Genomic DNA, 13,014 nt, shown 5'->3' with positions numbered 1-13,014 from the left:
GGGGGCTGCCATGACAGCCACCGCTCCACCGCCGGCCGGCAGAGCCGGGGCCGACGGCCGCGTCGAGCTCGCGCCCGACGCGATACCTTCCGGCCCCTACGCCAACGAGGACCTGCTTCCGGTACCGCTCGCCCAGCGGAAGTGGACCACGTACAACTTCACCGCCCTGTGGGTCGGCATGGCCCACAACGTCGCCTCCTGGACCCTCGCCTCGGGCCTGGTCGCCCTCGGCATGGACTGGAAGCAGGCGGTCCTCACCATCGCCCTCGCCAATGTCATCGTGCTGGTGCCGATGCTGCTCACCGGCCACGCCGGCCCCAAGTACGGCATCCCGTTCCCGGTGTTCGCCCGCGCGTCGTTCGGGGTGCGCGGGGCCAACCTGCCCGCTCTGGTCCGGGCCGCGGTCGCCTGCGTGTGGTTCGGCATCCAGACCTGGATCGGCGGCTCCGGCATCTTCCTGCTCGCCGGGAAGCTCTTCGGCGACTCGTGGGCGAACGCCGGGACGATCGGCGGATACCCGTGGACGCAGTGGCTGTCCTTCGTCGTCTTCTGGATCATTCAGGTCGCGATCATCGTGCGCGGCATGGAGATGGTCCGCCGCTTCGAGAACTGGGCGGCGCCCTTCGTCATCGTCGGCGCCGTCGCGCTGCTGATCTGGATGACGAACAAGGCCGGCGGCCTGGGCCCGCTGCTCGACCAGCCGTCCGCGCTCGGCTGGGGCGGGGACTTCTGGAAGGTCTTCTTCCCCGCCCTCATGGGCATGATCGGCTTCTGGTCGACCCTCTCCCTCAACATCCCCGACTTCACCCGCTACGCCGCCGGGCAGCGCGCCCAGCTGTGGGGGCAGTCCCTGGGCCTGCCCACCACGATGACGCTGTTCGCCCTGCTGTCGGTGCTGGTGACCTCCGGCTCCCAGGCCGTCTACGGCGCACCGATCTGGGACCCGGTGGCGCTGGCCGCCAAGCTCGACAACTGGGCCGCGGTGCTCTTCGCGCTCATCACCGTCCTGGTGGCCACCTTGTCGGTGAACATCGCGGCCAACGTGGTCTCGCCCGCCTTCGACCTGTCCAACATCGCGCCGCGCCGGATCAGCTTCCGCACCGGCGCCCTGATCACCGCCGTGGTGGGCGTTGTCATCTTCCCCTGGAAGCTGCTGGCGAGCCCGCAGGCGTACATCTTCACCTGGCTCGGCACGGTCGGCGGTCTGCTGGGCACCGTGGCCGGCATCCTCATCGCCGACTACTGGATCGTCCGCCGCACCCGGCTCGAACTCGCCGACCTTTACCGCACGGAGGGACGCTACTGGTACGACGGCGGCTGGAACTGGCGGGCGCTGGTCGCGTTCGCGGCCGGCGGTGTCCTCGCCATCGGCGGCTCGCACTCCGGGCTCGACGCCAAGGGCGTCAAGCAGGGCCCGTTCCCCGTCGACGGGATGATCCCGTTCCTCAAGCCGCTCGCCGACTACGGCTGGGCGGTCGGCCTGGCCGCGTCCCTCGTCGTCTACCTCCTGCTGACCCGGCTCGCCCCCGACCGCAGGAGCTGACCCCGGCCGCCCGTGCGCGGGGCCCGGGCCCGGCCGCCTCAGCGGTCGGCCCCGGGCCCCGCGGCGCGCTGCGCCTCGTGCGCGAGGAGGGCGACGTACAGCGAGGTCAGCTGCTCCCAGTCGTCCAGGTCGATACCGAGCAGGGCCTCGATGCTCTGCAGCCGCCGGTAGAACGCCGGCCGGCTGACGTGGTGCATCTGCGCCGCCGCCGACTTGTTGCGGCCGGTGTCCAGATAGGCGCGCAGCGCCTCCAGCAGCGCCGGGTTCCGCAGCAGCGGGCCCAACTCCCGCCCGATGAACGCCTGGAGCTCCGGCTCGTCCCGCAGCAGGCGGACCAGGCCGCGCAGCCGTACGTCCCGCAGCCGGGCCACGGGGGACGCCGGGGGCCCGGCCACCGCCGCGTCCGCGACGTGCACCGCCTCGACGAAGGAGCGCCGCACCTCGTCCAGTTCGCGGCAGCCGAACCCCGCCCCGGCGACCGCCGTGCGGCCCCGGGCCGCCAGTTCCTCGTGCACCCGGACCGCGACCCGACGCACGGCGGCGTCGGTGTCCTGCCCGTACGGGACGCTGAGCAGCACCGCCGTGCCCGCCGGGCCGATCCGGGCCACCAGGCCCGCCACGTCCGGATGCTCGGCCAGCGCGTGCTCGATCATTTCGGGAAGGTCGTCCCTGCCGTCCGGCGCCGGACCGAGGGGGCGTACCACCACGGGCACGAAGACGCGCCGGTTGACCGGGAGCCCCGCCGCGCGCACCCGGGTCAGCAACTGCTCGGGGCGGGCGGTGCCCGAGGCCAGGTCGAGCAGCAGCGACTCGGCGGCCTGGTCCTCCCAGCCCCGGTCGCGGTCGCCCAGCAGGCGGTGCATGGCCAGCGCCTCGGCGGCGCGCGCCCCCAGCACCCGGCCCGACTCCTCCGTGCCCTGGTGGCCGACGAGCACCAGCCGGCCCCACTGCTGCCCCCGGGCTTCCAGCGGCGCCACGATCCAGCCGTCCGGTCCGACCGTCACCGCCCCGCTCCCCGCGAGCTCGGCCACCTGCCGGGAGACCCGCTCCCAGTCCCGCAGCAGGCCGTTGAGCGACCCCTGGTCACCGGCCGAGGCCAGCACGCGCTGCGCGAGGTTCACCACGAGCGCCGGGCAGCCGCTGAGCGCGGCGATCTCGTCCAGCACCCGTTGCAGCGTCGCGCCGGAGAGATTGAGCACGGTCAGCGAGGACCGTATCCGCTCCGACAGGTCGAGGGCGGCGAACCGGCCGTGCACCAGGCGCGCGTGCACCTCCTCGGTGAGCCGGGCGAACGGCGCGGGCCGGTGCAGCACGATCAGCGGCACCCCGCAGCGCTCGGCCGCCCGCCGCATCGGCTCGGGCGTGGTGCGGAAGGCGCGGCCCAGGCCCAGGACGACGGCGGCGACGTCGGCCCGCTGCATCGACTCGACGTACTCGCGCTGGGCCCGCTCGTCGCCCGCCAGCAGCAGACCGGTGGTGAGCACCATCTCCCCGCCGCTGAGCATGACCCCGACGTCCAGCGCCTCGGCGACGTGCAGCCAGCGCACCGCGCGGTGCAGGTGCGCGGAGCCGGCGACGACCTCCGGCCCCCAGGGTGTGACGAGGTCCAGGTCCAGGACGTCGCGCACGGTCAGCCGACCCGCCGTGTGCGGCGGGGGTGCGTCCGGTCTGTCGTCGCCCACGCGATCACGCCCGTCCCTCGTCCTGCCAGGGGTGGGAGTCTAGTCACTGCCGCCGTGACCGGGTGGGTGCGCGGCCCGAGGTCCCCGGGCCGCGCACCCGCCGGGTCAGATGCCGTAGACGCGGCGGGCGGTCCCGGAGAACACCGCGTCCCGCTCGGCCGGGGCGAGGCCGTCGGTCAGGGTGCGGGCGGCGTCGACGACCTCGGCGTACGAGGCGGCGAGCCGCGAGACCGGCCAGTCGGAGCCGAACATCAACCGGTCCGGGCCGAAGGCGTCCAGCACGGTGCCCGCGTAGGGCGCGAGGTCGGCGGTGGTCCAGGAGTCCCAGTCGGCCTCGGTGACCATGCCGGACAGCTTGCAGACGGTGTTGGGCAGCGCGGCCAGCGCCCGCACGTCGTCCGCCCACGGGCGCAACGTGCCTGCGGCGATGGGGGGTTTGCCCAGGTGGTCCAGGACGAAGACCAGCTCCGGCAGGAGCGCCGCCGCCTTGGCGGCCGCCGGCAGCTGCCCGGCCAGCACCACCAGGTCGTACACCAGACCCGCGTCGGCCACGGCGCGCAGCCCGCGCTGCACGTCGGCGCGGAGCAGCCACTCCGGGTCGGGCTCGCCCTGCACCTGGTGCCGGATGCCCACCAGGCGCTCCCCGCTGGGCAGTTCGCGCAGGGCCGCGAGCCGGTCGGCGACCGCGGGGTCCGTCAGGTCGGTCCAGCCCACGACCCCGGCGACGAGACCGCCCGGCGCGGCGAGGGCGAGGAACTCCGGTGTCTCCTCGGCGACGCTGACGGTCTGGACGAGGACGGTGGCGGTGACGCCCGCCGCCCGCGCCTCGGGTTCCAGGTCGGCGACGGAGAACGAACGGCGGAGCGGGGCCAGCCGCTCGCCGGTGAGCCAGTCCTGGTCGCGGACGGCCAGGTCCCAGACGTGGTGGTGGGCGTCCACGACGCCGTGCGGCACGGTCACAGCTCCCACACCACCGGCAGGGTCGCCCCGGCGCCGTCCGCCGAGTAGTCGTGCGCGACGGCCAGGAGTTCCGCCATCCGCGCCTGCCAGGCGATGTTGACGGGCAGTTGCTCCAGGGCGGCGATCATCGCCGGGTAGTCGTCGACGTCCAAGAGGTGGAACAGATCGGTTCCGCTGCGCCAGATGGTCCACGCGCGCACGCCCGCGGCGCGGATCGCGGTGGTGAGCTCCTCGGGCACCTCGCGGTGCGCCGCCTCGTACGCCTCGATCCGGTCGGCGCGGACCGTGGTGTGCAGCGCGACCTTCACCACGCCTCCCCGGCCGGTACCGGCGCATCGGCGCCGAGCAGTCCCTCGGCGCGCAGGTCGTCCCAGAGCGCGGCCGGCAGCGGGTGGTTGTGCATCGCCTCGGCGTCGCGCACCTCCGCGGGCGAGCGGAGCCCCAGCAGCACGCTCGCCACGGCAGGATGCGCGGCGGGGAAGCGCTGGGCCGCCGCGCGCAGCGGGACGCCGTGGCGGCCGGTGACGGACTGGAGTCGGCGGGCACGGGCCAGGACGGGGGCGGGGACCGGCGCGTACTCGTACCGGGAGTCCGGGCGCGGGTCGATCAGCAGGCCGGAGTTGAAGACCCCGCCGACCACCACGCTCTTCCCGCGTGCCGCAGCCTCCGGCAGCACCTCGGCCAGGCCCTCCTGCTCCAGCAGCGTGTAGCGGCCCGCCATCAGCACCACGTCCACGTCCGTGTCGCGCAGGAAGCGCGCGAGCATGCCCGTCCGGTTCATCCCGGCGCCGATGGCGTCCACGACTCCCTCGGACCGCAGCTTCTCAAGGGCGGGGTAGCCCTGGCCGAAGGCCTCTTCGGCGTGGTCGTCGGGATCGTGCAGAAAGACGACGTCGATGCGGTCGAGGCCGAGGCGCCGCAGGCTGTCCTCGATGCTGCGGCGTACGCCGTCGGCGCTGAAGTCCCAGACCCGGCGGTGGTCGGCGGGGACGGCGAAGCCGTTCGCCAGGTCGTCGCCGGCCGCGCCGCCGTCCCCGGCGGGCTCCAGGAGCCGCCCGACCTTGGTCGAGACGGTGTACTGCTCGCGCGGCCGGTCGCGCAGGGCCGCGCCGATCCGGCGCTCGGACAGCCCCAGGCCGTAGTGCGGGGCGGTGTCGAAGAAGCGGATGCCCGCGTCCCAGGCGGCGTCCACGGCCTGCGCCGCCGCCTCGTCGGTGACCGGCGTGAACAGGTTGCCGAGGGCCGCGGCGCCGAAGCCCACCGCGGTCACGGGGACGCCGCTGCGGCCCAGGGTGTTGCGTCGCATCCCCGCTCCCCTCATTGCCCTGCCGGGCGCAGGCGCAGCCCGGCCATGCCGCCGTCGACCGCGAGCGCGGTGCCGGTGACCGAGGCCGCGGCGGGGCTCGCCAGGTAGGCGATGGCGGCCGCCACCTCGTCCGCGGTCACCAGGCGGCCCATGGGCTGCCGGGCCCGCAGCGCGGCGCGCTCGGCCTCGGGGTCGTCGGCGGCGTCCAGGAGGCGCGCCACCCACGGGGTGTCGGCGGTGCCGGGGTTGACGCAGTTGACGCGGATGCCCTCGCGGACGTGGTCGGCCGCCATCGCCAGCGTCAGCGACAGGACCGCGCCCTTGCTCGCGCTGTACAGGGCGCGCTGGGGCAGCCCCGCGGTGGCGGCGATCGAGCAGGTGTTGACGACCGACGCGTGGGCGGAGCGCCGCAGGTGGGGGAGGGCCGCGCGGGTGGTGCGGACCATGCCGAGGACGTTGACGTCGAGCACGCGGTGCCACTGCTCGTCGGGGTTGTCCTCGACGGTGCCCGCGGCGCCGATCCCGGCGTTGTTGACCACGATGTCGAGACCGCCCAGCTCCTGCGCCGCCGCGTCGACCGCGGCCCGCGTGGAGACGTCGTCGGACACGTCCGCCTTGAAGGCCAGCAGCGGTTCCGGCAGCGCGCCGGGCGCGAGGTCGAGCACGGCGACCCGGGCGCCGCGCGCCGCGAGGAGCCGCGCGGTGGCCAGTCCGATTCCCGAGGCGCCGCCCGTCACCAGGGCGGCGAGCCCGCTCAGCCCGTCCAGTTCGCTCATGCCGTCTGTCCTTCCTGCGCTGCCCGGTCGGCCACCCAGAACGTACCGTCCGGGTAGCGGAATTCGTCGATCGATTCCGGTCTCATCTGCGCCGAGAAGCCGGGTTCCACGGGTGCGGTGTAGTGGCCGTGCCGGATGACGACCGGGGTGACGAAGTGCTCGTGGAGGTGGTCCACGTACTCGATGACGCGGTCCTCGGTGGTGCCGGACAGCGCCACGTAGTCGAACATCGACAGGTGCTGCACCAGTTCGCACAGCCCCACGCCACCCGCGTGCGGGCAGACCGGCACACCGAAGGCGGCGGCCAGCAGCAGGATGGCCAGGTTCTCGTTGACGCCGCCGACGCGCGCCGCGTCGATCTGGAGCACGTCGAGCGCCCCGGCCTGCAGCAACTGCTTGAAGACGATGCGGTTCTGCACATGCTCGCCGGTGGCGACCCGCACCGGGGCGACGGCCTCGCGGACGGCGGCGTGGCCGAGGACGTCGTCGGGCGAGGTGGGCTCCTCGATCCAGTACGGCTCGAACTCGCCGAGGGCGTTCACCCAGGCCACGGCCTCGCCGACGTTCCAGCGCTGGTTGGCGTCGATCGCGATGCGCACGTCGGGGCCGACGGCGGCGCGGGCGGCGCGCAGCCGGCGGACGTCGTCCTCCAGGTCGGCGCCGACCTTCAGCTTGATCTGGGTGAAGCCGTCGGCGACCGCCTGCTTGGCGAGCCGGGTCAGCTTCTCGTCGGAGTAGCCGAGCCAGCCGGGTGAGGTGGTGTAGCCGGGATAGCCCCGTTCCCGCAGCCCGGCGGCGCGGGCGTCGGCGCCCTCCTTGCCGCGCCGCAGCAGTTCCAGGGCGCGTTCGGGGGTGAGGGCGTCGGCGATGTAGCGGAAGTCGACCTGGGAGACCAGCCATTCGGGTTCGGCGTCGGCCAGGAAGCGCCACAGCGGCTTGTCGGCGCGCTTGGCGGCCAGGTCCCACACGGCGTTGACGACGGCGCCGATCGCCATGTGCATCACGCCCTTCTCGGGGCCCAGCCAGCGCAGCTGGCTGTCACCGATCAGGTCGCGGGCGACCGAGCCGGGGTCGGCGCACACCTCGTCCACCGGGCGGCCGATCAGGTGCGGGCGCAGCGCTTCGATCGCCGCGACCTGGACGTCGTTGCCGCGTCCGATGGTGAAGACGAAGCCGTGCCCCTCCAGGCCGTCGCCGGCGTCGGTGCGCAGCACCACGTACGCGGCGGAATAGTCGGGATCCGGGTTCATCGCGTCGGACCCGTCCAGTTCCCGTGAGGTGGGGAAGCGGATGTCATGGGTGTCGATCGCGGTGATACAGGCGGAGGTCGCGGACAACTGGCTGCCTTTCACGCTCGGCCATGGGCGAGACATCGGAGGTCTCGCGCCAGGGTGACTGTAAGCGCCATCGGCCGGGGCTGGCAATCCATTCCTCGGATGTCTGTGACGGATGGGTGTGCCGCGCTCGATGGGCAACGGATTCGTCCGATCGTGTCCGTACAGGGGGTTGTCATGACAGCACGACGGACTTACTTTCCTTCTCGTCCGCGATACCTCGGATGAATCGCCCCCGCCCTGGGCAAGGAGAGAACACGGCCATGAAGCTCGCCCGTACGCGCTCCACCGCCGCGGTTGCCGCGGCCGCACTTGCGTTGGCCGCCCTCGCCACCGCCTGCAACCGCGGCAGCGACAGCACCGCCGGGGCAGGTGGTGACAAGAAGCCCGCCATCGGCATCGACCTCCCGCGCTCCGACTCCGACTTCTGGAACTCCTACGCGCAGTACATCGAGCAGGGCATCAAGGACGACGGCCTGAACGCCCTGCCGCGCAGCAACTCGCAGAACGACGTCACCAAGCTCGTCGCCAACGTCCAGGTCTTCGAGAACACCGGCGCGAAGTCCGTCGTGATGGCCCCTCAGGACACCGGCGCGATCGCCTCCACGCTCGACACCCTGGCCGGCAAGAAGATCCCGGTCGTCAGCGTGGACACCCGCCCCGACAAGGGCGACGTCTACATGGTCGTCCGCGCCGACAACAAGGCGTACGGGACCAAGGCGTGCGAGTTCCTCGGCGAGCAGATGGGCGGCAAGGGCAAGATCGCCGAGTTCCAGGGCGCCCTGGACTCCATCAACGGACGCGATCGCTCCGAGGCGTTCGCGGCCTGCATGAAGGAGAAGTTCCCCGGGATCCAGGTCTTCGAGCTGCCGACCGACTGGAAGGGTGACGTGGCGTCGGCCAAGCTGCAGAGCCTGCTCGCCCAGCACCCCGACCTCGGCGGCATCTACATGCAGGCCGGCGGCGTCTTCCTGCAGCCCACCCTCGCCCTGCTGAAGCAGAAGGGCCTGCTCAAGCCGGCCGGGCAGAAGGGCCACATCTTCATCATCTCCAACGACGGCATCCCGCAGGAGTTCGACGCGATCCGCAAGGGCGAGATCGACGCCACCGTCTCCCAGCCCGCCGACCTGTACGCCAAGTACGCGCTCTTCTACGCCAAGGCCGCGGCCGAGGGCAAGACCTTCCAGGCCGGCCCGACCGACCACGACTCCACCATCATCGCCATCCCCAACGGCCTGGAGGACCAGCTCCCGGCGCCTTTGGTGACCAAGGACAACGTCGACGACAAGGCCCTGTGGGGCAACAACATCGGCTGATCCACGGCGGCCCGGGGCCGGCCCGGCCGCACCGGCCCGGTCCGGCCCCGCCCGCCGCCCACCCGTACGCACACACGCACCGCACCCGCCCGCACCGCATCCGCAGAACGGAATCCACCATGGCGGACCCCGCCACCGCGCCGCCCCCCGTGGCCGAGGCGACCGGGATCGGCAAACGCTTCGGCGCCACCGTGGCGCTGCGCGACGCCCGCATCTCGGTCGCCGCCGGCGAGTCGCACGCACTCGTCGGCCGCAACGGCGCGGGCAAGTCCACCCTCGTCAACATCCTCACCGGCCTGTACCAGCCCGACGCGGGGAGCCTGCGCTTCTCCGGCGCGCCGGCTCCCTCGTTCGGGGACACCGACGCCTGGCGCGCCCGGGTCGCCTGCGTCTACCAGCGCTCCACGGTCATCGGGGAGCTGTCGGTGGCCGAGAACCTCTTCCTCAACCGGCAGAGCCCCGGCGCCCTGCGGCCCATCCGCTGGAGGACCCTGCGGCAGCGGGCCCAGGACCTGCTCGCCGAGTACGGGGTCGACATCGACCCCGCCGCCCGGGCCCGCGATCTCACCGTCGAGCAGCGGCAGTTCGTGGAGATCGCGCGCGCCCTGTCCTTCGGCGCGCGCTTCATCATCCTGGACGAGCCCACCGCGCGCCTGGACGCCCGCGGTATCTCGCGCCTGTTCGACAAGCTCCGCGACCTGCAACGGCAGGGCGTCGCCTTCCTGTTCATCTCCCACCACCTGCAGGAGGTCTACGACCTCTGCAGCACCGTCACCGTGTACCGGGACGCCCGCCACATCGTCACCGCGCCCGTGGCCGAGATCGGCCACGACGCCCTGGTGGAGGCGATGACGGGGGAGTCCGCGGGCGCCGCGCAGCCGTGGGCCGCCGGGACCGCCCCCGCTTCCGCTGCCGCGGCCGGCGACGAGGGGCCGGAGCTGCTCTCCGTCGCCGGACTGACCCTCGACGGGGCGTACGAGGACGTCAACTTCTCGGTACGGGCCGGCGAGGTGGTGGGCCTCGCGGGAGCCACCGCGAGCGGTGCTGTGCGGCTCGGCGAGACGATCGCCGGACTGCACCGCGCCGACACCGGGCGGATCGCCGTCGCCGGGCGCCCGGTGCGGGCCGGCGGGGTGCCCGACGCCCTCGCGGCGGGCGTGGGCCTGGTGCCCGAGGACCGGCACCACCAGGGACTGGTCGCCAACCGCAGCGTGGCCGAGAACGCCACCTTGACCGTGACCGACCAGCTCGGGCCGTTCGGCACCGTCCTCCCCTCGCGCACACGGGACTTCGCCGAACGGATGATCGAGGACCTGGACATCAGGACCCCGGGCTTCGCCACGCCCGTCGCCGCGCTGTCCGGCGGCAACCAGCAGAAGGTCGTGGTCGCCCGCGCCCTCGCCACCGACCCGCACGTCCTGGTGGCGGTCCGCCCGACCAACGGCGTGGACGTGCGGTCCAAGGAGTTCCTGCTCGGCAGGATCCGCCAGGTCGCCGGCGCGGGCCGGGCGGCACTGATCATCTCCGACGAACTGGACGACCTGAGGGCCTGCGACCGGATCGTGGCGATGTTCCACGGCCGGGTCGTCGCGGAGTTCGACCGGGGCTGGCGGGACGAGGAACTGGTCGCCGCCATGGAGGGCGTGTCCCGCGCCCCGTCCGCCGGAGCGTCCGGCACCGCCGGTGACGCCGGCCCCTCAGAGCAGGAAAGGTAGTCATGTCCGCCACCACCGACGTCACCGAACCCCCGGTGCCCGCCGCGAAGAACTCCGCGGCGGACGAGCCGCGCCGCGGGCCCGGCGGCCTCGCGCGCTTCCGTGAACTCTCCCTCGTGCCGGCCATCTTCGTGCTCGGGGTCATCGGGTTCATCGTCTCGCCCGCCTTCCTGACCTCCGACAACCTGATCGGTGTGGCCCAGCAGTCCACCGAGCTGAGCCTGCTGGTGCTCGCCGAGGCGCTGATCCTCATCGCCGGGCGCATGGACCTGTCGCTGGAGTCCACCATCGGCGTCGCCCCGGTGATCGCCGTATGGCTCGTACTGCCCTCCTCCGGCGGCCGCTTCACCGGCCTGGAACTCCTTCCCGTGTGGACGGCGATCCCGCTGTGCCTGCTGGTCGGCGCGGTGATCGGCGCGATCAACGGATTCCTGATCCTCAAGCTGCGCCTGAACGGCTTCATCGTCACCCTCGGCGCCCTCACCATGCTGCGCGGTCTGCAGATCGCCATCTCCGAGGGGCGTTCCATTGTCGAGCTGCCCGGCTCGTTCACCTATCTGGGGCACGCGTCCTGGTTCGGGGTGCCCGCCGCGATCTGGGTCTGCGCCGTCCTGTTCGCCGCCGGCGGCTGCGCGCTGGCCTGGCTGCGCCACGGCAGGGCGCTGTACGCGATCGGCGGCAACGCCGAGGCCGCCCGCACCGCGGGCATCCGCGTGGACCGGATCACCTGGGTCGTCCTGATCATCGGCGGGGTGCTCGCGGCCTTCGCGGGCATCCTCTACAGCGGGCACTACGGCTCGATCTCCGCCGACCAGGGCAGCGGCTGGATCTTCCAGGTCTTCGCCGCGACCGTCATCGGCGGCGTCAGCCTCAACGGCGGCCGCGGCACGCTGTTCGGGGCGCTGACCGGTGTGCTCACCCTGCAACTCGTCGTCAACGTGATGACGCTGGCGGGCGTGCCGCCGCTGTGGAACCAGTTCCTCAACGGCGCCATCATCATCGTCGCCCTGATCATCTCCCGCTTCGCCTCCGGCGAGAAGCAGGAGTAGCGGGCAGCGAGCCCCTTGCCCGCGTCCCGGTCAGTAGTAGCCCTCGACCGGGACGCGGGCCTCGTCGTAGAGGGCCGGGCCCTCCTGCGGAACCCGCGGGAACCCGGCCTTCGCGGCCGGCGACTTCAGGCCCGTGAGCTGCTCACCGGACAGGGCGAACACCACCCGGCCGAGGCCGGACCGCTCCAGGGCCCCGCGCACATGCCGCAGGGCTGGCAGCTGGTGTACATCGTCGTGGCGGCCGCGGTCGCCGGGTCCAGCTCCCGCGCCGCCCACCGGGCCAGCTTGAGTTCCGGATGGGCGGTGATGTCGTCGTCGGTGATGCTGCTGTTGCGTTCCTCCGCGAGCACCGTGCCGTCCGGGCCGGCCAGCAGCGAGCCGAAGGGCGGGTTGCCCGACGCGCGGGCCTCGGCAGCCAGCGCGACGGCCCTGCGCAGCAGGCGTGTCGTCTCGTCGTCCATGGTCACTCCGTCTCCGTCTCCGTCTCCGTGCGCCGGGCGGCCAGCGCCGCGAGCGCGTGCCAGGCTCCTTGCGGGTGCAGTGTCTCGCGGGGGTCGCCGCCGAAGGGGTCGAGGACCACCGACTCGGCACCCATCACGCGCAGTTGACGCAGGTCGTCCAGGATCTGGTCGAGCGTGCCCTCACCGGCACGCCGGTCGGGCGTGGCGATCGGGGCGTCGGTGAGCCGCAGGAGGATCCGGGGAGTGAACGCCGGGACCGGCCGTTCCGCCTCCCGGGCCGCCGAGACGAGCCGGTCGAGTCCGCCACGCAGCCACGGCATCGTGGCGCGCAGCGGATGCCAGGCGTCGCCCAGCCGGACCGCCCGCCGGATGCCCGCGTCGCTGTTGCCGCCGACCCACAGCGGGATCGGGCCGCCGGCGTAGTCGGCCGCGTTCCGCCACGCCGCCCGGATCACCCCCAGGTGGTCGTCCGTCAGCCGGCCGCGCCGCTCGAAGGGAACACCGAGCGCCTCGAACTCCTGCCGCGCCCAGCCGACCCCCACCCCCAGTACCAGCCGCCCGCCGCTGAGCGCGTTGAGGTTGGCGGCCATCCGGGCCACGGCGAGCGGGTGCCGGTACGGGACGATCAGCACCGTGGTCCCCAGGCTCACCCGTTCGGTGACCCCGGCCAGCCACGAGAGCGCGGTGAACGGCTCGTAGAACGGGGCCGGGTACTGCTCGGCCACATCGGGGGTCACCACGAGGTGGTCGGAGACCATCAGCAGCTCGAAACCGAGCCCCTCCACCGTCCGCGCCCAGTCGCGCAGCACACCGGGGTCGGTACCCGGTCCAAAATTCGGGACGTTCACACCAAGGCGCACAACGGTCAGGCT

11 protein-coding genes and 1 pseudogene are annotated in these 13,014 nt (G+C 73.1%); 4 read left to right on the top strand and 8 right to left on the bottom strand.

The window, feature by feature from the left end; genetic code table 11:
- Nucleotides 1-10 precede the first annotated feature (10 nt).
- Nucleotides 11-1,543: an NCS1 family nucleobase:cation symporter-1 gene (locus tag ABZ883_RS30565; RefSeq protein ID WP_360911789.1), complete on the top strand. Its 1,533-nt coding sequence runs from the start codon at nucleotides 11-13 to the stop codon at nucleotides 1,541-1,543.
- Between the two features lie 38 nt (nucleotides 1,544-1,581).
- Here ABZ883_RS30565 and ABZ883_RS30560 read toward each other — a convergent pair whose 3' ends face one another.
- The 6 genes from ABZ883_RS30560 to ABZ883_RS30535 all read right to left on the bottom strand — a co-directional run bounded on the left by ABZ883_RS30560 (nucleotide 1,582) and on the right by ABZ883_RS30535 (nucleotide 7,604).
- On the bottom strand, nucleotides 1,582-3,225 hold the full coding sequence (locus ABZ883_RS30560) for a PucR family transcriptional regulator (RefSeq protein ID WP_360911787.1): 1,644 nt from the start codon (nucleotides 3,223-3,225) through the stop codon (nucleotides 1,582-1,584).
- A 105-nt stretch (nucleotides 3,226-3,330) separates the two neighbouring features.
- Entirely contained in the window at nucleotides 3,331-4,185 is an 855-nt protein-coding gene (locus tag ABZ883_RS30555; RefSeq protein ID WP_360911785.1) for an amidohydrolase family protein, read from the bottom strand.
- Nucleotides 4,182-4,493 (bottom strand): L-rhamnose mutarotase, encoded by a 312-nt coding sequence (locus ABZ883_RS30550; RefSeq protein ID WP_360911783.1) that lies wholly within the window; start codon nucleotides 4,491-4,493, stop codon nucleotides 4,182-4,184. Before ABZ883_RS30550 ends, ABZ883_RS30555 begins: the two co-directional genes overlap by 4 nt.
- The gene (locus ABZ883_RS30545) at nucleotides 4,490-5,491 is read right to left on the bottom strand and encodes an aldo/keto reductase (RefSeq protein WP_360911781.1); all 1,002 of its coding nucleotides are present in this window, start codon (nucleotides 5,489-5,491) and stop codon (nucleotides 4,490-4,492) included. Before ABZ883_RS30545 ends, ABZ883_RS30550 begins: the two co-directional genes overlap by 4 nt.
- Before the next feature lie 11 nt (nucleotides 5,492-5,502).
- A complete protein-coding gene (locus ABZ883_RS30540; protein WP_360911779.1) occupies nucleotides 5,503-6,267 on the bottom strand; it encodes an SDR family oxidoreductase in 765 nt (254 codons plus the stop codon).
- Entirely contained in the window at nucleotides 6,264-7,604 is a 1,341-nt protein-coding gene (locus ABZ883_RS30535; protein WP_360911777.1) for an enolase C-terminal domain-like protein, read from the bottom strand. Before ABZ883_RS30535 ends, ABZ883_RS30540 begins: the two co-directional genes overlap by 4 nt.
- A gap of 260 nt (nucleotides 7,605-7,864) precedes the next feature.
- Between ABZ883_RS30535 and ABZ883_RS30530 the strand changes: the two genes are divergently transcribed.
- The 3 genes from ABZ883_RS30530 to ABZ883_RS30520 all read left to right on the top strand — a co-directional run bounded on the left by ABZ883_RS30530 (nucleotide 7,865) and on the right by ABZ883_RS30520 (nucleotide 11,681).
- On the top strand, nucleotides 7,865-8,917 hold the full coding sequence (locus ABZ883_RS30530) for a sugar ABC transporter substrate-binding protein (protein WP_360911775.1): 1,053 nt from the start codon (nucleotides 7,865-7,867) through the stop codon (nucleotides 8,915-8,917).
- 119 nt (nucleotides 8,918-9,036) lie between these two features.
- Complete coding sequence (locus ABZ883_RS30525) at nucleotides 9,037-10,632, top strand: sugar ABC transporter ATP-binding protein (protein WP_360911773.1); 1,596 nt, start codon at nucleotides 9,037-9,039, stop codon at nucleotides 10,630-10,632.
- A gap of 2 nt (nucleotides 10,633-10,634) precedes the next feature.
- Nucleotides 10,635-11,681 (top strand): ABC transporter permease, encoded by a 1,047-nt coding sequence (locus ABZ883_RS30520; protein WP_360911771.1) that lies wholly within the window; start codon nucleotides 10,635-10,637, stop codon nucleotides 11,679-11,681.
- A gap of 30 nt (nucleotides 11,682-11,711) precedes the next feature.
- Here ABZ883_RS30520 and ABZ883_RS30515 read toward each other — a convergent pair.
- Together ABZ883_RS30515 and ABZ883_RS30510 are read right to left on the bottom strand one after the other, a co-directional pair.
- Nucleotides 11,712-12,142, bottom strand: a pseudogene (locus tag ABZ883_RS30515) (nucleoside deaminase).
- A 2-nt stretch (nucleotides 12,143-12,144) separates the two neighbouring features.
- Complete coding sequence (locus ABZ883_RS30510) at nucleotides 12,145-13,002, bottom strand: TIGR03619 family F420-dependent LLM class oxidoreductase (RefSeq protein ID WP_360911769.1); 858 nt, start codon at nucleotides 13,000-13,002, stop codon at nucleotides 12,145-12,147.
- Nucleotides 13,003-13,014: the final 12 nt, after the last annotated feature.

Source organism: Streptomyces sp. NPDC046977, assembly GCF_040644455.1.
Lineage (GTDB): Bacteria > Actinomycetota > Actinomycetes > Streptomycetales > Streptomycetaceae > Actinacidiphila.
This window is presented reverse-complemented; position numbering and strand designations above follow the sequence as displayed.

Bases quoted from the DNA above. Each gene is read 5' to 3' on its own strand.
- ABZ883_RS30530 (WP_360911775.1), top strand. From the start codon at position 7,865: ATGAAGCTCGCCCGTACGCGCTCCACCGCCGCGGTTGCCGCGGCCGCA.
- ABZ883_RS30565 (WP_360911789.1), top strand. From the start codon at position 11: ATGACAGCCACCGCTCCACCGCCGGCCGGCAGAGCCGGGGCCGACGGC.
- ABZ883_RS30540 (WP_360911779.1), bottom strand. From the start codon at position 6,267: ATGAGCGAACTGGACGGGCTGAGCGGGCTCGCCGCCCTGGTGACGGGC.
- ABZ883_RS30520 (WP_360911771.1), top strand. From the start codon at position 10,635: ATGTCCGCCACCACCGACGTCACCGAACCCCCGGTGCCCGCCGCGAAG.
- ABZ883_RS30545 (WP_360911781.1), bottom strand. From the start codon at position 5,491: ATGCGACGCAACACCCTGGGCCGCAGCGGCGTCCCCGTGACCGCGGTG.
- ABZ883_RS30525 (WP_360911773.1), top strand. From the start codon at position 9,037: ATGGCGGACCCCGCCACCGCGCCGCCCCCCGTGGCCGAGGCGACCGGG.